The following is a 22,814-nucleotide window of genomic DNA, read 5'->3' on the forward strand; positions in this document are numbered from 1 at the left end:
GCGTCTCGAAGGATGAGGCCCGCCCTGTGGCCTCATGGTTCGAGACGCGCTTCGCGCTCCTCACCATGAGGGTTTGAGGACTGTACGTAAAATGAACCACGACGCCTACCCCGACAGCTACATCCGCGAAATTCTCAACAGCGTGAAATCGATCGCGATGGTGGGGGCCTCGCCGGTCAATGTGCGGCCGAGCTACTTCGCCTTCAAATACCTCGCCCAGCGCGGCTACGACATGATCCCGGTCAATCCCGGCCACGTCGGCAAGAGCCTGCTCGGAAAACCCTTCGTCGCCTCGCTCGCGGATATCGGCCGCCCCGTCGACATGATCGACATCTTCCGCAATTCGAGCCACATCATGCCTGTGGTGGATGAGGCGCTGAAGCTCGTCCCGTTGCCGAAGGTGATCTGGATGCAGCTCGGCGCACGCGACGACGCCGCAGCCGCCAAGGCGGAAGCCGCCGGCCTCAAAGTGGTGATGAACCGCTGCCCGAAGATCGAATATGGCCGGCTGTCGTCGGAGATTTCGTGGATGGGCGTCAATTCGCGCACCCTGAGTTCGAAGCGCGCGCCGATACCGACCCAGGGCATGCGGCTGTCGCTCAATCGCATGAGCGTCGGCGGCGGCGAGACCGCCGCGTCCGATCGCGCCGCGAAAAACAAAACCGATCCGGCGTGATGCAAATGCGAAGCGATTGTTCCGGAAATGCGACGAACCGCAGCACGGCCGTTTCGAACATGTGGTAGAGCGCCGATCCGGCTTGACGGCGAACGCCTCGACCACCAGCATGCCGCGCGATTTCAAATAAGCCAAGAAACAGGACGCATAGAATGACCGACCGTCTTCCCGGTTTCGCCACCCTCGCCGTACATGCCGGCGCGCAGCCCGATCCCACCACCGGCGCGCGGGTGACGCCGATCTATCAGACCACGTCATTCGTTTTCAATGACAGCGATCACGCTGCCTCCCTGTTCGGACTGCAGGCGTTCGGCAACATCTATACCCGCATCACCAATCCGACCACGGCGGTGCTGGAAGAGCGCGTCGCCGCTCTCGAGGGCGGCACCGCGGCGACGGCGGTTGCCTCCGGACACGCCGCGCAGGTGGTCGTGCTGCATCAACTGCTGATGCCCGGGGACGAATTCATCGCCGCGCGAAAACTCTATGGCGGCTCGATCAACCAGTTCACCCACGCCTTCAAGAGCTTCGGCTGGAACGTGGCGTGGGCCGATCCCGACGATATCGGCAGCTTCGAGCGCGCCGTCACCCCGCGCACCAAGGCGATCTTCATCGAATCGATCGCCAACCCGGCCGGCTCCATCACCGACATCGAGGCAATCGCCGCGGTCGCCCGCAAGGCCGGCGTGCCGCTGATCGTCGACAACACGCTGGCGACGCCCTATCTGATCCGCCCGATCGACCACGGCGCCGACATCGTCGTGCATTCGCTGACCAAATTTCTGGGTGGCCACGGCAATTCGCTCGGCGGCATCATCGTCGACGCCGGCACCTTCGACTGGTCGAAGGACAACAAATACCCCATGCTGAGCGAGCCGCGTCCGGAATATCACGGCATCAAGATCCAGGAGACGTTCGGCAATTTCGCGTTCGCGATCGCCTGCCGCGTGCTCGGCCTGCGCGACCTCGGGCCGGCGATCTCGCCGTTCAACGCTTTCCTGATTTTGACCGGCATCGAGACGCTGCCGCTGCGCATGCAAAAGCATTGCGAGAATGCGAAAGCAGTCGCCGAATTCCTCGCGGGCCATCCGGCGGTGGCGGCGGTGAATTACTCGGGGCTGGCGGGCAACCAATACAACAACCTCGCGCGCAAATATGCGCCGAAGGGCGCCGGCGCGGTGTTCACCTTCAGCCTCAAGGGCGGCTACGAGGCCGGCGTCAACCTGGTGTCGAACCTGAAATTGTTCTCGCATCTCGCCAATGTCGGCGACACCCGTTCGCTGGTGATCCATCCGGCCTCGACCACGCACAGCCAGCTCGACGACGCCGCCAAGATCAAGTCGGGCGCCGGCCCCGACGTGGTGCGGCTGTCGATCGGTATCGAGGACAAGGAAGATCTGATCGCCGACCTCGAGCAGGCGCTGAGCGCGTAGACCTTTCGTCATTCGGGGCCTGCGCTTCGCTTTGACACAGATCAATGGCAGCGCGGGCCTTCATGACACAAAGGCCAAAAAAGGAAGCTGAGATGTCCGCAACCGAGATCGCGAAGCGTCATTTCCTGGCGGCTGTTGAAGAGGCGGAAGCGGCCGGGCTGGGTCACGACAGCGTCTGCCGCTCGCTGCTCGGCCTCGTCGTCTCCAAATACCTCGAGAGCAGGAACGTCTCCGACGTCCAGTCGGAGCTTCACTTCGTCGCCGAGAATTGCGATCCCGGCACCGACTTCATGTTCATGCGCCCCTAGAAAATCCGGCATTTTGCCGGTGCCGCGTTAACCCTCGTTCCGCAAATTGATCCCCCGTCCCCCGATAAGATGGCATGCTGCCGGCGTCTGAAACCGGAGCTGACGATGCTGCGCTGGATGATGCCGATTGTGGTCGCGACCTTCGCGCTCTCCTCCACTGCGGAGGCCGTCGGCCCCGCCGGCAAGTCGGCCGCGCGGCGCGCCGCCAGCCAATTGCCCGCCGGCCTTCCCCGCGCAAACTATAAATTCAGGACGACGATCACGCGCGCCACGCCAGCGCCCTACCTGGTCCCGGTCTATGTCACCGACGGGCCCGAGGTGCCGTTCACGCCGTCGGATGGATACGTGCCGTACCTCCCGCCTGCGGTCGGAGTCGCATGGTGGCCGGGCTACCCGGCGTGGTCAGGCGATTGGGGGCTGCCCTTCGGCTACGATTATCAGAGCCCCTGGTACACCGGCCCGGAGAGCCGCGAATCGAATCTCCAGTCCTACGGTTACGGCTGCGGCTACGGCTTCTACGGCTACAGCTATTGCTAGGGCATGTTCCAGTACGTGGCTCATACCCGCGCAGTAACGTGCGGACCGCAAAAAAAGCCGCGGACAATGCCGGGGCTCGAATTGCCAGAATTCAACAGAACTCAGTACCTGGCCACGACGGGGCCACCGAATTTGTAGTTCAAGCCGACACGGCCGATGTTCTCGGTATATTTGTGCGTAACCGAGATTTCGCTCCCGACCCCGCAAAGGGCGCAGTTCGGAATGGTTTGAGTGTAGTTGCCGAAGTCCGCATAGAGATACTCCGCCTTCACGGACCAATTGTTGGTAAATGCGTACTCCACGCCGACGCCCGCCGTCCAACCCACGCGCGTGGTATCGCTGCTGACCGTTGCCACCGAGAAATTTCCGAAAGAGCCGAACGAGTCGGTGAATTTGGCATTGGTCACCGCCAGACCGCCAGTCACGTAGAACAACGCACGGTCCGCGGCGAAGCCGACTCGCGGGCGCAAGGTGGCGAAGAAACGACTCTCGGCAGATGTCCTGAACACGTCCGCCGGATTGATGACCGCGAAACCGGTAACGGCGCGGCTAGCCGTCCCGCCCATGTAACTCGCGTCGGCTTCGATGCCCGCCACGAAATTGTTCATCTGCCAATTGTAACCGATTTGGCCGCCGCCCATGAATCCACTGGGGTGAACAGTGCCCCGATTGAACGCATCGATGTCCGCGGCGCCTGCCACCGACCACCCGACAGGATTGGTTGCCGTGGAGACGCGGTCGCTACCCCAGTGATAGCCGGCATGGGCGCCGATGTAGAAGCCGGTCCAGCTGAACGGCGGAGCGACATACACGGGCGCCTTGGCGGGCAAGCGCGCGGGCAGATCGGCCGCGGAAGCCGATTGGAAAACAAACAGCGCCGATGCGAGCGCAACGCCCGAAAGGAGAAGCTTGGTTGCAGACATGGCAGTCCCCCTAGCCGGTGTTCTCTATCTGAAGGGGAAACCTACACTCGCTGCAGGCCAGACATAGTGCGAATTTGCAACACCTAAGATGAATGCGAATGATCCTCCTGCAAATTGCTCGCAAAAAGCGGCCAACCTGATGGCGGGTCAGATGGACCAGACGTCCGGGCTAAGCCAGCGCAAAGCCATCACGCTCTTGCAGAGGGTTCGTTCAGCCGGGGCTGCCCCGCGGGCACACCCACCTTCGGCTGCGCCCGTTCCGGCTGCGCGGCCAATCGCTCGACCTGAACCACGGCCAATGTCAGCACCGCGATCGCCACGGCCTGATGCAATAGCGCGAGATCGATCGGGACCTGATGGAGCAGCGTGAAGATGCCCAGCGTCGCCTGCAGGATCATCGTCGCCGCCAGCCACACCGCGCCGCTGACCGCGGATGTCCCGGCGCGCGAGCGGATGGCGTCGATCGCATGCAGGATCGCCAGCGCCAATAGCGCATAGGCCGTCATCCGGTGCTCGAACTGCACCGTCAGCGTGTTGTCGAACAGATTGCGCCACCACGGCTCTTCGAAGAACAGCCTTGAGGCCTGCGGAATGAAGGCGCCATCGATCTCCGGCCAGGTGTTGTAGATCCTGCCGGCGCGCAGCCCCGCGACCAGTGCGCCGAAATAGAGCTGCACGAAGGTCAGCACCAACAGCGCCACGGCGGTGACCCTGAGCCGCGCCGAGACGATCGCAGGCGGCCGCCCGGCCAGCCGGCGCAGCGTCCAGACGATCGCGGCGAAAATCAGCAGCGCCAGCACCAGATGGCTGGCGAGGCGATACTGTGAGACCTCGGTTCGCTGCGTCAGCCCCGACGCCACCATCCACCAGCCGACCGCGCCCTGCAGCGCGCCGAGGCCGAAGATCAGCCACAACCGCCGCTTCAGATCCGCGCCGAGGATGCCGCGCCACAGAAACCAGAGGAACGGCAACAGATAGGCCGCCCCGATCGCGCGCCCGAGCAGCCGGTGGCTCCATTCCCACCAGAAGATGGTCTTGAACTGGTCGAGGCTCATGCCGGCGTTGAGTTCACGGTATTGCGGAATGGTCTTGTAGGCCTCGAAGGCCTGCGCCCACTGCGCCTCGCCGAGCGGCGGCAGCGTGCCGGTGACCGGTTTCCACTCGACGATCGAAAGCCCCGACTCGGTCAGCCGGGTGGCGCCGCCGACCAGCACCATGATTGCGATCAGCGCCGCGATCGAGAATAGCCACCATCTGACAGCGGCTCTCGGGGCTTGCTGTGCGGGATTACCGATCATCGAGGCCACGCTTGAATGAATTGGCGCGCCCCTTATAGTCCGCCCCTCCCCGCGCGCAAGTTGCGCTACCGCAAAGAATTGCACATGTCCGCCATGACCATACGCACCCGCAAATTGTTCGGAACCATCGCGCTCCTGGTGCTCGTGGTGGTGTGGTCGCTGCTGGGAATGACGGTGGCGCAGACGCCGTGGCTGGCGAGTTCCGGACTGCTGCAAGCGATCTTCTATGTCGTGGCCGGCATCGGATGGGTGCTGCCGGCGATGCCGATCATCAGCTGGATGGCGCGGCCGGACGCGTAGTACTCACTATTGATGGTCAGTGAGTCGCTTGTTGCCCATGCTTCGAGACGCTCGCGATGCTCGCTCCTCAGCATGAGGTTGTTGTGTATCAACAAGTTAGACCTCATCCTGAGGAGGCCGCGAAGCGGCCGTCTCGAAGGATGGCTGCATTACCGATTTACGATTCCAGGTACTAGGACCTTCGGGCCGGCTTGACCGGAGCGAAGGGAATCCCCGAAAGCATCACCCGCATGATGCGCAGCGAACGCTGCCGTCCGTCCCAGGCGATGCGCGGCAGCGCGTGCAGGTTGGTGCCGCCCTCCGCCTGAACGATGCCCGGTATCGTCGACGCGGCGCTGGCGAAGCCGGCCTGCTCGGCCATCACCACATGCTTGCGGGCAAACGCGGTACGACCGCCGAACGGATAGGCGAAATGCCTGACGTCGCGGCGGAACGCGGCTTCGGCGACCGCCCTCCCCATCGTCATCTCGCGTTCCGCCTCGGCGTCTTTCAGGTTCGACAGCGCGAGATAGTTTACCGTGGCGCTTCCGATCGTGACATTGGGATCGGCGGCGAGCTTTGCGAGGTCGCCCCAGTCCATCGTCGCCTCGCGCGTCAGCGCCGCGAGGTTGACGGAGTATCGCCTGCAGAGATCGTTGATCGCGTTCGAAAGATCGGCCGGCGCCAGCGAGCGCATCCAGCCCCAGAGAAATTCGTAGAGCTGATATTTTTCGGACCTGGCTCCGATGTCGAAGCGCAGCTCCTTGCGATCGATCACCAGGCTGATCCTGCTCTCGCGCGCGATGATTTCCTCGAGCGCGAGCCACCATGCCTCGCCGAGGCGGTCCGGGAACGCGGTCGGCAGGTAAATCGTGAAGGGCACGCCGTGCCGCGACAACACCGGATAGGCCGACGCGATCAGATCCTTGTAGCCGCCGTCGAAGGTCAGGCACACGAACCGCCGCGGCGTGGGGGACGTCACCGCCCGGTGGCAGACCTCGTCCATCGAAACGATGTCAAACTTCCAGCGCTTCAGCGCCCGGATCGTCCGGTCGAGGAATTTGGGGGTGATCTCGTATTCCCTGCGCGGCTGGAAGCGGACGGCGCGCCGCGGGCGCACCCGCTCGAAGCGCAGAACCGCGCCGGCGCCGCCGGCCTTACGGCCGCTCAGCCACGGCTGCCCGGTGAAATAGGCGAGTTCCAGCCTGAGGCTCGTCAGCAATCGGTTTTCGGATGACAAATTCGCGTTCCCCAGATGCAGCCGATCCCGCCCCCGCCGCAGCTGCATTGTCCTTACTCTTTGTTGACATTTCTTTGCAAAGGTCGGCCCAAGCCGAAAAGTGTAAATAATCCCCTACAAACAGGTTTTACGATGACCATGGCCGCCGCGATCGAAAGCCGAACGGCGGAAGCGCCGGCATCAATGCAAACGAACCGCATCGCCAGCGTGGATATTCTCGGCGACCTCGGCCAGGCCGAAGCCGTCTGGCGCGGCCTCGAAGATGCGCGGCAATTCTCGACGTCCTATCAGCGCTTCGATTTCCTCGCGCCCTGGCAACGCCAGGTCGGCGCGCGCGAGGGGCTTCGCCCGTTCATCGTGATCGCCTATGACGCCGAACGCCGGCCGCTGCTGCTGCTTCCGCTCGCGCTCGGCCACGAGCACGGCGTCCGCACCGCCTGCTTCATGGGCGGCAAGCACTCAACCTTCAACATGGCGCTGTGGGACCGAGACTTTGCCGCCGGCGCCACATCGGCCGATCTCGACGCGCTGATATCGGCGATCCGCGCCCGCGCCGAGGCCGATGTCCTGGCGTTGACCCAGCAGCCCCTGAACTGGCGGGATCTGCCGAACCCGATGGCGCTGTTGCCGCGCCAGTCCTCCGCCAATGACTGCCCGCTGATGACGATCGTCCCCGAGGAGCCGCCGACGGCGCGGATCTCGAATTCGTTCCGCCGCAGGCTCAAGGGCAAGGAACGCAAGCTGCAGGCGCTTGCCGGCTATCGCTATCACGTCGCGGCCGCGGATACCGACGTCAGGCGGCTGCTCGACTGGTTCTTCCAGATCAAGCCGCTCCGGATGGCGGAGCAGAAGCTGCCCAACGTGTTCGCCGACCCCGGCGTCGAGGATTTCATCCGCGACGCCTGCATGGCGAAGCTTGCCGGCGACGGTCACGTCATCGACATCCACGCGCTGGAATGCGACGACGAGGTCATCGCGATCTTCGCCGGCGTCGCCGACGGCCATCGCTTTTCGATGATGTTCAATACCTACACGCTGTCGGCCAATTCCAAATACAGCCCCGGCCTGATCCTTATGCGCGAAATCGTCGACCATTACGCCGGGCGCGGCTATCGCGCGCTCGATCTCGGCATCGGATCGGATGAATACAAGAGGCTGTTCTGCAAGGGCGACGAGCCGATCTTCGACAGCTTCATCCCGCTCAGCCTGCGCGGCAAGCTGGCGGCGACCGCGATGTCGGGCGTCAACCGCGCCAAGCATCTGGTGAAGCACAATCCGGCACTGTTCGAGCTGGCGCAAAAGCTGCGCGGCGCGTTTCAGCGCTGATTGAAAACTGGCTTTCCTTCGTTCGTCGTTTTTCGTCATGGCCGGCAAAAGCGCGAAGCGCGTCTTCGCGCTTTTGCCGAGCATGACGAGTTTGCCGTGAAGTGCCGCTTCGTTGACTGTCTCGAATGTGCCGCTCAGGCGGCGACCACCCGCGGGCCGGGTGCGACGGCGTCCGTAGACGGCACCGGCGCGCTCAGCATCGCCACCTCGGAGAAGCCCACGGCCTTGAGCTGATCGCACATCAGGGTGCGGGCGTCGGCGGCCATCGATGCATCCGGCACCACCACGGCGCGCGCCTGCGCCGTCAGCAGTTCCGCCGGCAGGTCGGAAGCGGTGCCGGCATCCAGCAACACATGGTCGTAGACCCGCAGCAGGGCGTCGATCGCCAGCGTCAGCCGCGGCGATTGCAACAGGGCGCGGTCCGAGCCCGGACGCCCCGAGGTCACCAGATGCGCGCGCGACCTCTGGTCCCTGGTGATGACCTGCGCGAACGACGCCTCGCCCAGCATCAGTTCCGCCAGCCCCGGCGCGGCCGGATCGACGGATACCGTCGAAAGCACCGGCGACGACGCCGACAGATCGACCACCACGACCCTTGCGTCGCGCGCGATCAGGCGCGCCAGCGCCAGCGCGGTCCAGGTGATGCTTTCGTTCGAGGCGGTGCCGAGCACGGTCACCTTGCGCGCCGCGTCGCCGGCGCGGCACAGATCCGCGGCCAGTTGCTCCATTTCGGAAAGTCTGGTTTCAGAAAGCCTCGTTTCGGATGGTCCCGACACTGCCTCGGGATCGAGCGCGCGGAACGCCGGAGCCGGCTCGGGCGCGGGTTCGAACACAGGCTCGGCGGCAGCGATCGGGGCAACGGCTGCGGCCGGCGCGCGGATCGCGGCGGCCGAGGACGCGAAGGCCGCCACCGCACGGGGCGCCGTAATGCGCAGCAACTCGCCGGTTGCGATCGCGCCGGCGCTGAGCATCAGCGTCGCCAGCGTCGCGATCAGCACGATCGGCAGCTTCTTCGGATAGGCCGGGGTGTTGGAGACGCTGGCGCGCGAGATGATCCGGCTGTCCGCAGGCGCAGTGTCGATATTCTCGCGGGTGTTGGCCTCGCGGTATTTCGCCAGATAGGATTCGAGAAGATCGCGCTGCGACTTGGCTTCGCGCTCGAGCGCGCGCAGTTGCACGTCCTGGGTGTTGGTCGAGCTCGCCTGCTTCTTCAATTGCTCGAGGCTGGCGCTCAGGCCATCGACCCTGCCGCCGGCGATGCGGGCGTCGTTGTCGAACGAACGCGACAGCTTGCTGGCTTCCTCGCGAAGCTGGTGGTCGATATCTGCCAGTTGCGCCTTCAGTTCCTTGATGCGCGGATGGTTGTTGAGCAGCGTCGACGACTGCTCGGCCAATTGCGCGCGCAGCGTGACGCGCTGTTCGGACAGCCGCCGGGTTAGTTCGGAATTGAGCACTTCCGAAGCCTCGATCGGCTTGCCGCTCTGGAGCATTTCGCGGATCAGCCGCGCCTTCGATTCCGCGTCCGACTTCAGCGCGCGCGCGTTGTTCAATTGGGTGTTCAGCTCGCCCATCTGCTGGTTGGAGAGCGTGGTGTTGTTGGTGCCGACGAACAGGCTCGATTTCGAGCGAAAGTCCTCGACCCGGGATTCCGCCTCGGCGACCTTCTTGCGCAGGCTGTCGATCTCGCCCGACAGCCACAGGCTGGCCGACTTGGCCTGCTCCTGCCGCGCATTCTGCTGCAGCACCAGATAGCCTTCGGCGATCGAATTGGCGACGCGCGCGGCGAGCTCCGGATCGCGCGACTGGAATTCGACGACGATGACGCGCGACTTGTCTACCGCATACGCCGTGAGCCGGTCGTAATAGGCGTCCAGCACGCGCTCTTCCGGCGTCAGCGAGAACGGATCGCGGCCGATCCCGAACAAGGGCAGCAGCGATTTCAGGGGCGACACCCCCTGCAGCACCGGATCGAATTCCGGGCGCTCGCCGAGCTTGTTCTTTCTGATGATCTCGCGCGCGAGATCGCGCGACAGCACCAGTTGCACCTGGCTGGTCACCGCCTCGGCGTCGAGCGAGGTGCGCTCCTCGTTGCGCTCGCCGCTCGGCCGCAGGAACACGTTCTCGCGTCCGTCGACCAGGATGCGGGCTTCGGACTTGAAGCGGGGGGTCACCACGTTGACGGCGGCAACCGAGAGCACGGCGGCCAGCACTGTCGGAACGATGATCCAGCCCTTCTTGCGCGACAGCGCCTGGCCCAGCGCGCGCAGGTCGAGATCGCCTGACATCGGCGCCGCAGCGACGGACGCGGCGGCCGGACCGTAAGCCGAGGGTGCAGGCTTCGAGACGGCCTTCTGGACCAGCGCCCTGGCCCTGCCCGCTCCGTCCTTGCCTGCACGCCAGAACGCTAAACGCATCGCACACTCCCGCAGACGCCACTCATCCACTCAACTGGGGCGATTACACTCCATTAAGGTTGCCGCTGGGTTAATTCACCCGATTTGATGATGGGAACATGCCCGCCGGGGCCGCAGCGGTCATGCTTTGTTAACCATGAAAGCCCTTAATCGGAATCAACAAATTCCTGTGGGTTGTCCGATGCGAGGCGTGCGCGCCGTCCTTGTCTGTCTGCTGACTGCGCTCGCTCTGTCGGGCTGCATGCGCAGAGCCGCGCCGGTCGCCGTCGTCCAGCCGCAAGCCGATCTCGACACCATCGCCTATGGGCAGTCCTATGCCGCGGCCTCCGCCCCGATCCCGGAGGCCTATGCGGCGGCACCCATGCCGGTGGTCTATGCCGCCGCGCCCGCGCCGGTGGCCTATGACGCGGCCTATCATCTCGATGCCGGCGACAAATTGCGGGTCGTGGTCTACGGCCAGGAAGGTCTCACCAACACTTATGCGATCGACGCCGGCGGCTCGATCACCATGCCGCTGATCGGCGCGGTGCCGGCGCGCGGGCGGACGCCGGCGGGCCTCGCCGCCGAGATCGCCGCCAGGCTGCGCAACGGCTATATCCGCGAGCCCTCGGTGGCGGTGGAGATCGAGGCCTACCGGCCGTTCTTCATCCTCGGCGAGGTCGCGGCCCCCGGCCAATATCCCTACGTCCCCAATATGAGCGTCGAAAGCGCGGTGGCGATCGCCGGCGGCTTCTCGCCGCGCGCCCGCCGCGACCGTGTCACCCTCACCCACACCGACGCTTCGGGATCGATGCGCACCGTGGTGCCGCTCGGCACCGCGGTTGCGCCCGGCGATACCGTTCTGGTCGGCGAGCGCTGGTTCTGACGATGCCCATGATCGAAGGTCAGCCGCTTCGTATCCTGCACGCCGTGCGCGCGCCGGTCGGCGGCATTTTCCGGCACATCATGGATCTCGCCAACGGCCAGGCCGACCGCGGCCACCATGTCGGCATCATCGCCGACAGCCTCACCGGCGGCGAACGCGCCGAAACCGCCCTCAACGAAATCGCGCCGCGCCTCAAACTCGGCGTTCACCGCATCGCCATTCACCGCGAGCCGTTTCCCACCGACTTCCTGGTCTGGGCGCAAATCATGCGCCTGATCAAGCGGCTGAAACCGGACGTGCTGCACGGCCACGGCGCCAAGGCCGGCGCCTTCATCCGCCTGCGATCCCGTTCGAAGGAGACCATCCGCGTCTACACGCCGCATGGCGGCTCGCTACACTACCCCCTCAACACGCTGAAGGGCGCGCTCTACAGCCGCCTCGAACGCGCCCTGATGAACTCGACCGACCTGTTCCTGTTCGAGAGCGCGTTTGCCCGCGACACCTATCAGCGCACCATCGGCGTGCCCTCCGGCCTCGTGCGTTGCGTGTTCAACGGCGTCACCGCCGACGAATTCGACCCCGTCGTTACCGCGGCCGACGCCACCGACGTCGCCTATGTCGGCGAGTTCCGGCACATCAAGGGCGCGGACCTCCTGATCGACGCCGTGGCGCGGCTACGCGCCGACGGCAAGCCGGTGACGCTGACGCTGGCCGGCGACGGCGAGGAACTGGAAAACCTGAAAGCCCAGATCCAGCGGCTCGGCCTCGGCGACGCCGTGCGTTTCATCGGCCACGTCAAGGCGCGCTACGGCTTCTCCAAGGGCAAACTGCTGGTGGTTCCCTCGCGCGGGGATTCGATGCCCTATGTGGTGATCGAGGCCGCCGCGGCGGGAATTCCGATGGTGGCCGCCAATGTCGGCGGCATCCCCGAAATCTTCGGCGAGCACACCGATGCGCTGTTCGCCCCCAACATCGTCGGCGCCATGGCGGACGCGATCGAGATCGCGCTGGAGGACCCCGAAGCCGCGCTGGCGCGCGCCAGATCGCTGCGCGAACGAATTTTCCTGCACTTCTCGCAGAAGGCGATGGTCGAAGGCGTATTGGCCGGTTACCGCGACGCGTTTGCCGACCGTTAACCATTCCTTACCAGCGCTAACCGTTTCTTCCGATTTGTCCTCTAAGCCGTGAGGCGGGGAATTCCGCCTCGGCGCGCGCATGCCTAGATGCCTGTGCAAGAACGGATGTGGACAAAGTGGAACCGATCAACGCTCGCTCGATGTTAGATGCCGCGGCTGCGGCCGCAGCAACCGCCACCGCGGACCGCCCTCCGGTCGAAAGGCGCCGCCGGCTGTCGCAGGCCGCCCTTGCCGTCACCAACCAGAAGGTGCGCCGTGCCTATTCGCCGATCGTGATCGCGGGCGCGGTGCGGCTTGCCGACTTCCTGCTGCTCAGCGTCGTCGGCATCGCGCTCTATTTCGGATATGTGGTGCGCCTCTCCGGCTTCCACTGGGAATATATCGCGGCGATCTTCGGCATGACCGCGCTCGCCGTGGTGTGCTTTCAGGCCGCCGATATCTATGAAGTCCAGGTATTCCGCGGCCAGCTCCGGCAGATGACGCGGATGGTCTCGGCCTGGGCCTTCGTGTTCCTGCTGTTCATCGGCGCTTCCTTCTTCGCCAAGCTCGGCGGCGAGGTGTCGCGGCTCTGGCTCTCGGCATTCTTCTTCGTCGGCCTCGCCGCACTGATCGGCGAACGCCTGTTTTTGCGGGCGATGGTCCGCGGCTGGGCGCGCGACGGCCGGCTCGACCGCCGCACCATCATCGTCGGCTCCGACCAGAACGGCGAGAAGCTGGTCGAAGCGCTCAAGTCCCAGGACGATTCGGACATCGACATTCTCGGCGTGTTCGACGACCGCAACGACAATCGCGCGCTCGCGACCTGCGCCGGCAGCCCGAAGCTCGGCAAGGTCGACGACATCGTCGAATTCGCCCGCCGCACCCGCGTCGACCTCGTGCTGTTCGCGCTGCCGATTTCGGCCGAGACGCGGATTCTCGAAATGCTGAAGAAGCTGTGGGTGCTGCCGGTCGACATCCGGCTGTCCGCGCACACCAACAAGCTGCGCTTCCGCCCGCGCTCCTATTCCTATCTCGGCAAGGTGCCGACGCTGGACGTGTTCGAGGCGCCGATCACCGATTGGGACATGGTGATGAAGAGCCTGTTCGACCATGTGGTCGGGGCCGTCATCCTGCTGTTCGCGCTGCCTGTCATGGCGCTGGTCGCACTCGCGATCAAGCTCGACAGCCCGGGGCCGGTGCTGTTCCGCCAGAAGCGCTTCGGCTTCAACAACGAGCGCATCGACGTCTTCAAGTTCCGCTCGCTGTACCACCATCAGGCCGATCCGACCGCCTCGAAGGTCGTCACCAAGGATGATCCCCGCGTCACCCGGGTCGGGCGCTTCATCCGCAAGACCAGCCTCGACGAACTGCCGCAGCTCTTCAACGTCGTGTTCAAGAGCAACCTCTCGCTGGTCGGCCCGCGGCCGCACGCGGTGCAGGGCAAGCTGCAGAGCCGGCTGTTCGATGAGGCGGTGGACGGCTATTTCGCCCGCCACCGGGTCAAGCCGGGCATCACCGGCTGGGCCCAGATCAACGGCTGGCGCGGCGAGATCGACAACGAAGAGAAGATCCAGAAGCGCGTCGAATTCGATCTCTACTACATCGAGAACTGGTCGGTGCTGTTCGACCTCTACATCCTGCTCAAGACGCCGCTGGCGCTGATGACCAAGAGCGAGAACGCCTACTAGACTGCTGTTTCGTTTGTTGCGTACGTGTTGCGTGAGTTTGCGAGTTTGTAATGGCGTATGCGGCGACAGCCGGGAACTCCCTCCCGTCGATGACGGCAGCGCCCGGCGTGCTGGCGCTGCAGCGCGCGCTGGTATGGCTGGTCGGCGCCTCGGGCGCGATCGTGTTCATCGAGCCCAGCCCCTATGAGCTGGCGACGCTGACGGCGATCGTCCTGTTCTTTGCCACTGGGTTGCGGCTGCGGCTGGTCTTCATACCGCTGTTGTTGCTGCTGTTCCTGCTCAATGTCGGCTACTCGATCGGCGCCATCGCCGTGATGGACCGGCCGGGCGTCCCCAACTGGATCGCGACCTCCTGGTACATGGCGGTCACCGTGATCTTCTTCGCGATGGTGGTGTCCGAAGACACCGAAGCCCGGCTCGACATGCTGCGCCGCGGCCTGATCTTGGGCGGAATGATCGCGGCGATCGCGGGCGTCGCCGGCTATTTCAACCTCGTCCCCGGCGGCTACGACCTGCTGACGCTCTATGGCCGCGCGCGCGGCACCTTCAAGGACCCGAACGTGCTCGGCGCGTTCCTGGTGCTGCCGGCGCTGTTCGCGCTGCAGAGCGTGGTGTCGGATCATCTCGGAAAATCCCTCCGCAGCACCGTCGCGCTCGGCATCATGACGCTTGCCATCCTGCTGGCGTTTTCGCGCGCGGCGTGGGGCGGGCTCGTCATCACCGCGGCCTTTATGCTGGTGCTGATGGTGCTGACCAGCCAGTCGTACGCGCAGCGCTCGCGCATCATCGTCATGGCCCTGGTCGCCGTCGTCATCGTGGTGGCGCTGGTCGGCGTATTGCTGTCGTTCGAGTCCATCGGCGAAATGTTCAAGCAGCGGGCGAGCCTGGGCCAAAGCTACGACTCCGGCCGCTTCGGCCGGTTCGGGCGGCATATCCTCGGCGCCGAGATGGCGCTCGACCTGCCGTTCGGCATCGGTCCGCTGCAATTCAACCGCTACTTTCCCGAGGACACCCACAATTCCTATCTGAACGCCTTCATGTCCGGCGGCTGGATCTCGGGTATCTGCTATCCGACGCTGGTGTTCGTCACCGTGATCATGGGGTTCCGGCACATCTTCGTCCGGGTGCCCTGGCAGCGCGCCTATCTCGCGGTATTCGCGGCCTTCCTGGGCACGGTCGGCGAGAGCTTCATCATCGACACCGACCACTGGCGGCATTTCTGGATGATGCTGGGGGCGATGTGGGGCTTGTTCGCCGCCGCGCACCGCTACAGGGCGGCCGGAGATCAGGCGCTCCCGGCGCCCGATCCGCGCGTGGCCGCGTAGGCTTACTTCTCGACCGTGAACGTCAGCCCGGCGTGATCGACCAGCCGCTTGATCAGCTTGTGGCCCATGGCGGCGCCGGGGGTCCAGATCCCGGCGGGAACGTCCGGCGTGTCGCGCAGCAGGCAGATCGCGCATTCCGAGATCATCTTGGAAGTCGAGCCATAGCCGGGATCGCGGTCGCCCTTGACCGCAGCACGCGCCTGACGCCCGTCGGGTGCAAAGGCGACGAACAAGAGATCATAGTAGCCGTTCTCGCGCTCCTCCTTCGAGGGTCCCTCGCCCGGCTTCGGCCCGCTGGAGGGCCCCATCTTCTCGGCATTGATGGCGGCAGCGGCCCGCTTGGCGGTCTCCTCGCCCTTCTCGCCGGGCCCCGTCAGCACCATCTCGTCGTAGACAAAATCCCTGCCGTAGGGAAAGCCCATCAAGACGTTGGAGCGGTGCACGTTGCGGGTGTTGATGGTCGCCATCACGAACGGCGCAGTCCAGGAGTTGAGCTCCTCATCGAAGATCGGCTTGTTGCCCGGCGGCTGCTTCGGGCCTTCAAAGCCCGGCGTCAGCGCGAACGGATTCCTCAAAAGCGCGACCAGGCTGAGATCTCGCGCCGTCGCCACGAAGGTCGCCTTCATGCTCGCCGCGGTGCCGCCGGACAACGTCCCCTTCATGGCGCGGACGCGGCCCTTGACGCGATTGGCCGGGGCGCCGAACATTTTCTTCGCTTCCTCCTGCGCATAGAACACGCCAAGCTCGAACGGCACCGAATCGTAGCCGCAGGAAAACACGATTCGCGCACCGCTCGCTTTGGCCGCCGCCTCATGCGTTTCGATCATCTGCCGCATCCACAAGGGCTCGCCGCAGAGATCGAAATAGTCGACGCCCGCTTCCACGCAGGCCGCAAGCAGGTCGGAGCCATAGAGCTGATACGGTCCGACGGTCGAGATCACGGACTTGGCCTGGCCGACCATGGCTTTCAGCGAAGCCGGATCGCCGGCGTCGGCGACGATCAAGGGCGTATCGGCCGGCGCGCCGATGGCGTCGCGCACTGAGGCGAGCTTGTCCTTGCTGCGTCCGGCCATCGCCCATTTCAGGTTGGCGTCGCCCTTGTAATGCGCGGCGAGATATTCGGCGACGAGCTGGCCGGTGAAACCGGTGGCGCCATAGACAACAATGTCGAATTTCGACGAAGCCATAATTGAGTTCCCTGGTGACTGCCGGTGTTTCTGTCATTGCGAGCGAAGCGAAGCAATCCATAGCGCCAAAAAAGAAAGTGTGTGGATTGCTTCGTCGCAAGTGCTCCTCGCAATGACGGTTGAGGCTTATTTCCTGGCGTAGGACACGCCCATACCGGCGCGTACGTCGTTCTGGATGCCATAGGGCGCGATCGGATAGCGCAGGCCGTTTTTGGCGAGCTGCTTCATACCCGTGATCGCCTTGGCGAGATGCGAAGGCTGCAGCGCCATTAGCATCTCCTCATCCGGCACGCCACCATAGCGCCGTTCGGCAAAGCACGGCAGCGACAGGCTGGGCTCGCCGGTCTTGAGCGCGCGGCCCCATGAATCGGCGCAGGCGGTCTCGCCGACCACGCCCCATTCGAACTTCTTGTAGCCGGTATATTGCAGGCCGTTGATCAGGATGATCATCTGGCCGGGCGTGGCGTAGACCAGGCAAATGTCCGGCGGGTTGAGCCGGCCGCTAGACAGCGGGCTCACGGCCAGCGCCTGGAATTTTCCGAACGCGACGACATCGAGCGCTTCCTGGCGCTTGCGCGCGTCCTCGGCCGTGCCATGCCAGACGCCGACGTAAGCTTGCCCCTCCAGCCACTGCTCGTCCTGCGGCGCCAGCCCGATCACGGCGCGGCACTGCGCGCCGACGAGGTCGTCGCCGGTGATGCCGACGGTCCAGCCCAGCCGCGAGGCCATGCTGACAATCTGGTCGGTGGTGTGCACGGCTGATGGACGCCGGATCTTCGGAATCGCCGCCATCTCTTCGACGGTTGCGAACATCTTCATGCCGATCACGGTGGTCTTGAGCCTGAGCAGGCTGTTCAGATCGGCCACCATGCCGGCCAAATCGAACTGTTCCGGCGGCGTCTGCTGTTGCATCGCATAAACTCCCAAATCGGCGGGCCGGGCTTGCGCGCCTGCTGCGGCGATCCTAGCCCGATTGTTTCGATGTTGCGACAGGGCCGCCCGGCCCCGGCAACAACGCATCGATCTTGCCGGTGAGCCAGTAGGCGGCGAGCCCCAGCCATTCGCGGACACCGACGTTGACACGGTCGAGCCCGTCCAGCGACAGCGCCGAGAACCGCACCACATCCCCGCGGCCGCCGACCCGCCAATCGACCGGATAAGCCTCCACGGCAAATCCGGCCTTTCGAAACAGCCCGATGGAGCGCGGCATATGGAAGGCGGATGTGACCAGCAACCACCGCTCGCCGTCTTTCGGCGCGGCAATCGCCCTGGAGAATTCGGCGTTCTCTTGGGTGTTGCGCGAGCGCCGCTCCATGATCAGGCGTTCTCTGGAGATGCCGAGGCTTTCGAACAGCGAAGCGGCGTAATCGGCTTCCCTGGCATCGTTCGAGATCAGATGCCCGCTGCCGCCGGTAAACAGGATGCGGCTGTTGGGATAGCGATGGGCCAGCGCCGCCGACGCGATGATGCGGTCCGCGGCGCCACCGACGACGACGACGCCATGCGCGGTCGAAACATCCGCGTAGATCGACCCGCCGAGCACGACGATGCCGTCGGGCGCGCCGCGCGAGGCATCCCATGCCGGAAATCGCTGCTCCAGCGGATAAAGCAGCATATACCCCAGCGGCGAAAATCCGCAGATCGCCAGCAATGCGACCGAAACAATCAGGAGCCTGCGTCCGGCGGAGGCAAATCGCGTGGCCAGCAGGGCCATGCCTGCCAGACCGATGCCGATCAGGAAATTGGTCGGCAGCAGCATGATGCCGACGGTCTTGGAGAGCAGAAAAAACAATGCGAATTCTCTATCCGATGGATGCCAGGCCGAACCTCGTACTCAGTGTCATACGCGGGCTTGACCCGCGTATCCATCTAACTTCGTAATACGCATTCTTCAAACGAAGATGGATTGCCGGGAACGCAGGCAAGTTTACGTAGTCTGCGCAAGCAGACTACTATGCCCGGCAATGACAAATAGTCCGGAACGAGGCCCCCGTCATGACGCATCATCATCTGCATTCCAGTCCCGAGACCTGCCACTGGGGCTTCTTCGAAGCAAAACTGAAGCCCGTGCTCACCATCGCCAGCGGCGATGAAGTGACCATCGACACCATCAGCGGCGGCCCGGACGTGGTGCCCGACCGCAGCAAATTTCACGTTCCGCCCGAACTCGACGCCGTGCATGCCAACAACGAGCGGATGGTGCCCGGTCATATCCTGACCGGACCGGTCGCGGTCGCGGGCGCCGAACCCGGCGACGTGCTGGAGGTCGATATTCTCGATGTGCAGCTGCGGCAGGACTGGGGCTACAATTTGATCCGGCCGCTGGCCGGCACCCTGCCCGACGACTTCCATGAAACCCGGCTGCTCAACATCCCGCTCGACCGCAAGCGCATGGTCGGGCGGCTGCCCTGGGGCCTCGACCTGCCGCTAAGACCGTTCTTCGGGGTAATGGGCGTGGCGCCGCCGCCGGCCTGGGGCCGCATCACCTCGCTGATCCCGCGCGCGATGGGCGGCAATCTCGACAACAAGGAACTGGTGCCGGGCGCCAAGCTCTATCTGCCGGTGTTCGTGCCGGGCGCGCTGTTTTCCTGCGGCGACGGCCATGGCGTGCAGGGCGACGGCGAGGTCTGCGTCACCGCGATCGAGACCGCGTTGCAGGGCCGCTTCAGGCTGACGCTGCGCAAGGACCTGCGGCTCGACTATCCCCGCGCCGAGACGCCGGATCATTACATGACGATGGCGATGGATCCCGACCTCGATCAATGCGTGGTGCGGGCCTTGCGCGACATGATCGTGCTGCTCGGGGAAAAGCGCAATCTGTCGCGCGAGGACGCCTACACCCTCTGCAGCCTCGCCGCCGATTTGCGCGTGACCCAGACGGTGAACGGCTCCAAGGGTATTCACTGCATGATCGCCAAGAACGTCGTGCACGGGTGAAGCCCGGCGGTCGTGACGGAGGCGCCGGTTCAGCTTGATCCGGCAAGCCTCTGGTTTTCAACGATTTTACAAGGCGATAGGTAGTCAAAAGGCCCGCGCATTGACTCCCGACTCCAAAACTTAATAGAGTCTAAATAGATACTTTTCAGTACACCGATTAAAAGTTAGCGTTCCCTATGGCTACAGAGAAAGCCGAAACCGACCGCGTTCCAGTCACGTTGGCGCTTTCGACCATCACCTATCTTGAAAGGCTGGTGAGACAGGGCACCCACGGCACCAGCGTTCCCGGCGTTGCGAAGACCCTGATCGAGGAAGGCATTCGGCTCGCTATCAAGGACGGGCTGCTTGCGATCCGCGACAATGGAAAGCCGTCCTGAGGGGAAGATTTCGCTGACGGGAAGCTTTGGAGCGCGGCGGTTCACCAAATATGGGGCCGCCACTATGTTCGCGACTATCCCGACCTGGACCGCCGAACGCGTCGAACTGCTGAAGAAACATTTTGAAGCCGGCCTTTCCTGCCGCGAGATCGCCGTCCACATCGGCGTCAGCCGCAACGCCGTGATCGGCAAACTCACCCGCCTCGGTTTGACCGGTGGCGCCGGCAACGCCGAACAGCGGCCGAGAAAAGCCGGCGGCGAGCGCTCCGCGAAATCCGTCCCCAGGCTACAGCTTCAGATCCTGCAAGCGTACTACGACGGCCAGCCACCTGCCGACGAGGCGCCGATCGTCAGCGAGCGCCGCTGTTCGCTGTTCGAACTCAGCGAGCAACGTTGCCGCTGGCCGATCAGCACGCCCGGTGCCGAGGATTTTTGTTTTTGCGGCAACATGCCGCTCGACGGTTTGCCGTACTGCTCAGGGCACAGCCGCCTCGCCTACCGGCCCGGCACACGCGCGCGCGTTGCGCGCGCCTGATTTCATCATCCGAGCCGCCAGCCGACCTCGGCGACGAAGCTCTGGTAGAACTCCGGCGTGTAGGCCTGCTCCGGCGTCTGCCGCACCCGCTCGTCGAGCTTTTGGGCGTCGTCGCCGACCAGGATGCGCCAGCGCTCGGCCTTGACGCCATCGAGGATGATCTTCGCGGCCTGCGCCGCCGTGGTCGGCGCCTCGTCGCGGAAACTGCGGGCGCGATCGAGCGCGATCTTCTGGATGTCGTCGTCCGACATCATGGCGGTGTCCATGCCCATGCCCTTGAGGCGCTGCCGCGCCGACAGCAGTTCGTTCGGGCTCAGCAATTCGGACTCGGTGCCGCTCTGGATCTTGCGGGAGTTGGAGACGATCGAGGTGCCGATATGGCCGGGCATCACGACCGAGCATTTGATATGCGGCGCGTTCAGCTTGAGGTCGTTCATCAGCGCTTCGGTAAAGCCCTTCACCGCGAATTTCGCCGCACTGTAGGCGGTGTGCGAGACTCCCAATCCAACCGAGGCCCAGAAGCCGTTGACGCTGGAAGTATTGACGATGTGAGCCTCGTCGGCCTTCATCAGCATCGGCAGGAAGGTGCGGACGCCGAGATAGACGCCGCCCCAGCAGATGTTGAAGGTTTTTTCCCACTGCTCCCGCGTGTTGGTGAACATGCTGCCGCCGCCGCCGATGCCGGCGTTGTTGAACAGAAGGTGGATCTTGTCGGTCGCCTGCTGCTCGGCGATTTCGTCGCGGAAACGCTTGAGCTGGTCCTCTATCGAGACGTCGGCGATATGGGTGGTGACGCGCAGGCCCTGCGGCAGCTTCTCGACCTCGCACAGCCGTTTGGTTTCCGCCATCGCGTCGGCGGAGACGTCGCACATCGCGACGTTGCAGCCCTCGGCAACCAGCTGGCGCGCCAGTTCGCGGCCCATGCCCGTGCCGCCTCCGGTGATGACGGCAATCTTTCCGGCAAAATCCTTCATGTCTCTCCCTTTCGCGCCGCCTGGTTCGACGGCCTTCTTTTGACTTCCCGATTTATGTAACGCCAATCAAAGCAGGTGTCTCGCCAGCTCCCGAAACATCATCCGGTTGCCTTCCACCGAGAAATGATCGTCGCCGAGGATGAAAAGGTGCTCGTACCAGTCCTTGTCGGCCTCAGCTGCGGCGAAGAAGACCGGAAACAGGTTGATGAAGGCCTTGCAGCGGCCCTCGCAGAACTCGCGCCACAGCGAAATCTGCGGGCTGTTGCGGTCGCCCTGCGCCAGTTGCTGCGCCCAGGGGTAGACGACGACGGTCAACGGAATGTTTCTGGCGGCGAGCAGATCGGACAACGCCCGCATGTTCTGCCGGGAACGCTGGATGCCGCCCTCGACGCCGAGCAGCTTGTAATCCCTGGCCACGTCCAGCCCCGGAATGGTCCAGCCGATGCGGGCGTGGTCGTTATTGATGGCCCGCCTGCGGTTGCCGAGCCAGGACTGGATCGACCGCTTGATGGAAATGCGCACCCGGTTGGTGATCACGAAACGATCGATGAAGAAGTCGCTCTTCTTGGGCGCCGCCGCGACTTCCGGCAAGGGCGCTGCCGGCGAGGCCGCCACCGGCTGGGCGGAGCCTTCCGCCGAAGTACAATGCGCGCGGTATTTGGGATCGTCGTCGATGCAGAAATAGGAATTCGCCTCGTCCGTCACGTCGGAGGTGTCGGAAAACACCACGACCTCGTCGAACTGCAGTCCGATATCGAGCAGGTATTTGATCTTCTTGTAGTAGATGACAGGCGAGTAGGACGCGACGCCGGCGTTGAGAAACTCGACCTTCTCGCTGCGCTGCTGCCCGGCCTGTTGCAGCAGGCCGGCGAAGGAGTCCTCGAAATTCATGCCGATGCCTTCGACAAAGGAATCGCCGATCAGCAGTACGCGGCGCGACGCCGGCTTCAGCGGCACCTTTCGAATCGACGCGTCCTTGAAGCCGAGGCTGTTGGTGACGAGCCGGTAGCGCAATTCGCCCCAGACGTCGTAGCCGTCGAAATCAGCCGCAAAGCCGTGGTCGTAGACCGGATTGGCGATCCGGGCCGCCCGGGCCCTTTCCTCGCCCCGGGTCAGGCTCGACCAAGCGAAATCGAACGCCAGAAACAGCACCAGGCAATAGAAGAACATGCCGGTGTAAGCGAGGGCCCGCCGCAGGCTCAGCCAGGCGGATAACCCGCCCAAAAGCGACCGGGAAGCCAGATTTTCGGACATTACCCCTCAAACTCACATCGGGACGGACGCTTTTCCGGCTTTCCGGAATGGACTGCAAAGCATAAAAGCTCCCGGAGCGGAAGAATGGGCGATCCCCGATCCCGCCAATCTTGTATGGATGAA

22 protein-coding genes are annotated in these 22,814 nt (G+C 64.2%); 13 read left to right on the top strand and 9 right to left on the bottom strand.

The genetic code is table 11. The features are described from left to right. Positions 1-91 precede the first annotated feature (91 nt). The 4 genes from KMZ68_RS15270 to KMZ68_RS15285 all read left to right on the top strand — a co-directional run bounded on the left by KMZ68_RS15270 (position 92) and on the right by KMZ68_RS15285 (position 2,954). Complete coding sequence (locus KMZ68_RS15270) at positions 92-676, top strand: CoA-binding protein (protein ID WP_215612100.1); 585 nt, start codon at positions 92-94, stop codon at positions 674-676. A gap of 152 nt (positions 677-828) precedes the next feature. Further along, entirely contained in the window at positions 829-2,109 is a 1,281-nt protein-coding gene (locus KMZ68_RS15275; RefSeq protein WP_215612101.1) for an O-acetylhomoserine aminocarboxypropyltransferase, read from the top strand. A 92-nt stretch (positions 2,110-2,201) separates the two neighbouring features. Beyond that, positions 2,202-2,417, top strand: coding sequence for a hypothetical protein (locus KMZ68_RS15280; RefSeq protein WP_215612102.1), 216 nt, complete (start codon positions 2,202-2,204; stop codon positions 2,415-2,417). Positions 2,418-2,534: 117 nt separating this feature from the next. After that, positions 2,535-2,954 carry a hypothetical protein gene (locus tag KMZ68_RS15285; RefSeq protein ID WP_215612103.1) on the top strand — a complete coding sequence of 140 codons (420 nt, stop codon included), beginning with the start codon at positions 2,535-2,537 and terminating at the stop codon, positions 2,952-2,954. Between the two features lie 101 nt (positions 2,955-3,055). Here KMZ68_RS15285 and KMZ68_RS15290 read toward each other — a convergent pair whose 3' ends face one another. Beyond that, complete coding sequence (locus tag KMZ68_RS15290) at positions 3,056-3,877, bottom strand: outer membrane protein (RefSeq protein ID WP_215612104.1); 822 nt, start codon at positions 3,875-3,877, stop codon at positions 3,056-3,058. 188 nt (positions 3,878-4,065) lie between these two features. Further along, a complete protein-coding gene (locus tag KMZ68_RS15295) occupies positions 4,066-5,175 on the bottom strand; it encodes a COX15/CtaA family protein (RefSeq protein WP_215612105.1) in 1,110 nt (369 codons plus the stop codon). A gap of 93 nt (positions 5,176-5,268) precedes the next feature. On the opposite strand from KMZ68_RS15295, the gene KMZ68_RS15300 reads away from it, so the two are divergent. Further along, positions 5,269-5,475, top strand: coding sequence for a DUF2842 domain-containing protein (locus tag KMZ68_RS15300; protein WP_215616353.1), 207 nt, complete (start codon positions 5,269-5,271; stop codon positions 5,473-5,475). Between the two features lie 172 nt (positions 5,476-5,647). Here the strand turns inward: KMZ68_RS15300 and KMZ68_RS15305 are convergent, their stop codons facing one another. After that, positions 5,648-6,694: a polysaccharide deacetylase family protein gene (locus KMZ68_RS15305; protein ID WP_215612106.1), complete on the bottom strand. Its 1,047-nt coding sequence runs from the start codon at positions 6,692-6,694 to the stop codon at positions 5,648-5,650. A 132-nt stretch (positions 6,695-6,826) separates the two neighbouring features. Here KMZ68_RS15305 and KMZ68_RS15310 point away from each other — a divergent pair, with 132 nt between their 5' ends. Beyond that, the gene (locus KMZ68_RS15310) at positions 6,827-8,020 is read left to right on the top strand and encodes a GNAT family N-acetyltransferase (RefSeq protein WP_215612107.1); all 1,194 of its coding nucleotides are present in this window, start codon (positions 6,827-6,829) and stop codon (positions 8,018-8,020) included. A gap of 134 nt (positions 8,021-8,154) precedes the next feature. Here KMZ68_RS15310 and KMZ68_RS15315 read toward each other — a convergent pair whose 3' ends face one another. After that, positions 8,155-10,434, bottom strand: a complete 2,280-nt coding sequence (locus KMZ68_RS15315; protein ID WP_215612108.1) for a GumC family protein — start codon at positions 10,432-10,434, stop codon at positions 8,155-8,157. Between the two features lie 181 nt (positions 10,435-10,615). On the opposite strand from KMZ68_RS15315, the gene KMZ68_RS15320 reads away from it, so the two are divergent. From KMZ68_RS15320 to KMZ68_RS15340, 4 genes are all read left to right on the top strand, one after another. Continuing rightward, positions 10,616-11,299 carry a polysaccharide biosynthesis/export family protein gene (locus tag KMZ68_RS15320; RefSeq protein WP_215612109.1) on the top strand — a complete coding sequence of 228 codons (684 nt, stop codon included), beginning with the start codon at positions 10,616-10,618 and terminating at the stop codon, positions 11,297-11,299. Positions 11,300-11,301: 2 nt separating this feature from the next. After that, positions 11,302-12,435 (top strand): glycosyltransferase family 4 protein, encoded by a 1,134-nt coding sequence (locus KMZ68_RS15325; RefSeq protein WP_215612110.1) that lies wholly within the window; start codon positions 11,302-11,304, stop codon positions 12,433-12,435. A 140-nt stretch (positions 12,436-12,575) separates the two neighbouring features. Beyond that, complete coding sequence (locus KMZ68_RS15335) at positions 12,576-14,102, top strand: undecaprenyl-phosphate glucose phosphotransferase (RefSeq protein WP_215612112.1); 1,527 nt, start codon at positions 12,576-12,578, stop codon at positions 14,100-14,102. A gap of 50 nt (positions 14,103-14,152) precedes the next feature. After that, positions 14,153-15,427, top strand: coding sequence for an O-antigen ligase family protein (locus KMZ68_RS15340; protein ID WP_215612113.1), 1,275 nt, complete (start codon positions 14,153-14,155; stop codon positions 15,425-15,427). 2 nt (positions 15,428-15,429) lie between these two features. Here KMZ68_RS15340 and KMZ68_RS15345 read toward each other — a convergent pair whose 3' ends face one another. The 3 genes from KMZ68_RS15345 to KMZ68_RS15355 form a co-directional block, all read right to left on the bottom strand. Then, on the bottom strand, positions 15,430-16,614 hold the full coding sequence (locus KMZ68_RS15345) for a saccharopine dehydrogenase family protein (RefSeq protein WP_215612114.1): 1,185 nt from the start codon (positions 16,612-16,614) through the stop codon (positions 15,430-15,432). Between the two features lie 126 nt (positions 16,615-16,740). Beyond that, a complete protein-coding gene (locus tag KMZ68_RS15350; protein ID WP_215612115.1) occupies positions 16,741-17,526 on the bottom strand; it encodes a DUF169 domain-containing protein in 786 nt (261 codons plus the stop codon). Positions 17,527-17,578: 52 nt separating this feature from the next. Continuing rightward, entirely contained in the window at positions 17,579-18,406 is an 828-nt protein-coding gene (locus tag KMZ68_RS15355) for a YdcF family protein (RefSeq protein WP_215612116.1), read from the bottom strand. A gap of 203 nt (positions 18,407-18,609) precedes the next feature. Between KMZ68_RS15355 and KMZ68_RS15360 the strand changes: the two genes are divergently transcribed. The 3 genes from KMZ68_RS15360 to KMZ68_RS15370 all read left to right on the top strand — a co-directional run bounded on the left by KMZ68_RS15360 (position 18,610) and on the right by KMZ68_RS15370 (position 20,463). Next, the gene (locus KMZ68_RS15360; protein ID WP_215612117.1) at positions 18,610-19,551 is read left to right on the top strand and encodes an acetamidase/formamidase family protein; all 942 of its coding nucleotides are present in this window, start codon (positions 18,610-18,612) and stop codon (positions 19,549-19,551) included. 176 nt (positions 19,552-19,727) lie between these two features. Then, positions 19,728-19,928 (top strand): hypothetical protein, encoded by a 201-nt coding sequence (locus KMZ68_RS15365; protein ID WP_215612118.1) that lies wholly within the window; start codon positions 19,728-19,730, stop codon positions 19,926-19,928. 64 nt (positions 19,929-19,992) lie between these two features. Continuing rightward, positions 19,993-20,463: a GcrA family cell cycle regulator gene (locus KMZ68_RS15370; protein WP_215612119.1), complete on the top strand. Its 471-nt coding sequence runs from the start codon at positions 19,993-19,995 to the stop codon at positions 20,461-20,463. 5 nt (positions 20,464-20,468) lie between these two features. On the opposite strand, the gene KMZ68_RS15375 is transcribed toward KMZ68_RS15370, so the two are convergent. Together KMZ68_RS15375 and KMZ68_RS15380 are read right to left on the bottom strand one after the other, a co-directional pair. Further along, positions 20,469-21,437: an SDR family NAD(P)-dependent oxidoreductase gene (locus KMZ68_RS15375; protein WP_215612120.1), complete on the bottom strand. Its 969-nt coding sequence runs from the start codon at positions 21,435-21,437 to the stop codon at positions 20,469-20,471. Positions 21,438-21,503: 66 nt separating this feature from the next. Next, complete coding sequence (locus KMZ68_RS15380) at positions 21,504-22,691, bottom strand: hypothetical protein (RefSeq protein ID WP_215612121.1); 1,188 nt, start codon at positions 22,689-22,691, stop codon at positions 21,504-21,506. Positions 22,692-22,814: the final 123 nt, after the last annotated feature.

It is taken from the genome of Bradyrhizobium sediminis (assembly GCF_018736105.1).
Lineage (GTDB): Bacteria > Pseudomonadota > Alphaproteobacteria > Rhizobiales > Xanthobacteraceae > Bradyrhizobium.

Excerpts from the sequence above, each read along its gene's own strand:
- KMZ68_RS15270 (WP_215612100.1), top strand. The coding sequence starts at position 92 with ATGAACCACGACGCCTACCCCGACAGCTACATCCGCGAAATTCTCAAC.
- KMZ68_RS15275 (WP_215612101.1), top strand. The coding sequence starts at position 829 with ATGACCGACCGTCTTCCCGGTTTCGCCACCCTCGCCGTACATGCCGGC.
- KMZ68_RS15280 (WP_215612102.1), top strand. The coding sequence starts at position 2,202 with ATGTCCGCAACCGAGATCGCGAAGCGTCATTTCCTGGCGGCTGTTGAA.
- KMZ68_RS15285 (WP_215612103.1), top strand. The coding sequence starts at position 2,535 with ATGATGCCGATTGTGGTCGCGACCTTCGCGCTCTCCTCCACTGCGGAG.
- KMZ68_RS15290 (WP_215612104.1), bottom strand. The coding sequence starts at position 3,877 with ATGTCTGCAACCAAGCTTCTCCTTTCGGGCGTTGCGCTCGCATCGGCG.
- KMZ68_RS15295 (WP_215612105.1), bottom strand. The coding sequence starts at position 5,175 with ATGATCGGTAATCCCGCACAGCAAGCCCCGAGAGCCGCTGTCAGATGG.
- KMZ68_RS15300 (WP_215616353.1), top strand. The coding sequence starts at position 5,269 with ATGACCATACGCACCCGCAAATTGTTCGGAACCATCGCGCTCCTGGTG.
- KMZ68_RS15310 (WP_215612107.1), top strand. The coding sequence starts at position 6,827 with ATGACCATGGCCGCCGCGATCGAAAGCCGAACGGCGGAAGCGCCGGCA.
- KMZ68_RS15315 (WP_215612108.1), bottom strand. The coding sequence starts at position 10,434 with ATGCGTTTAGCGTTCTGGCGTGCAGGCAAGGACGGAGCGGGCAGGGCC.
- KMZ68_RS15320 (WP_215612109.1), top strand. The coding sequence starts at position 10,616 with ATGCGAGGCGTGCGCGCCGTCCTTGTCTGTCTGCTGACTGCGCTCGCT.
- KMZ68_RS15325 (WP_215612110.1), top strand. The coding sequence starts at position 11,302 with ATGCCCATGATCGAAGGTCAGCCGCTTCGTATCCTGCACGCCGTGCGC.
- KMZ68_RS15335 (WP_215612112.1), top strand. The coding sequence starts at position 12,576 with ATGTTAGATGCCGCGGCTGCGGCCGCAGCAACCGCCACCGCGGACCGC.
- KMZ68_RS15340 (WP_215612113.1), top strand. The coding sequence starts at position 14,153 with ATGGCGTATGCGGCGACAGCCGGGAACTCCCTCCCGTCGATGACGGCA.
- KMZ68_RS15345 (WP_215612114.1), bottom strand. The coding sequence starts at position 16,614 with ATGGCTTCGTCGAAATTCGACATTGTTGTCTATGGCGCCACCGGTTTC.
- KMZ68_RS15350 (WP_215612115.1), bottom strand. The coding sequence starts at position 17,526 with ATGCAACAGCAGACGCCGCCGGAACAGTTCGATTTGGCCGGCATGGTG.
- KMZ68_RS15360 (WP_215612117.1), top strand. The coding sequence starts at position 18,610 with ATGACGCATCATCATCTGCATTCCAGTCCCGAGACCTGCCACTGGGGC.
- KMZ68_RS15365 (WP_215612118.1), top strand. The coding sequence starts at position 19,728 with ATGGCTACAGAGAAAGCCGAAACCGACCGCGTTCCAGTCACGTTGGCG.
- KMZ68_RS15370 (WP_215612119.1), top strand. The coding sequence starts at position 19,993 with ATGTTCGCGACTATCCCGACCTGGACCGCCGAACGCGTCGAACTGCTG.
- KMZ68_RS15375 (WP_215612120.1), bottom strand. The coding sequence starts at position 21,437 with ATGAAGGATTTTGCCGGAAAGATTGCCGTCATCACCGGAGGCGGCACG.
- KMZ68_RS15380 (WP_215612121.1), bottom strand. The coding sequence starts at position 22,691 with ATGTCCGAAAATCTGGCTTCCCGGTCGCTTTTGGGCGGGTTATCCGCC.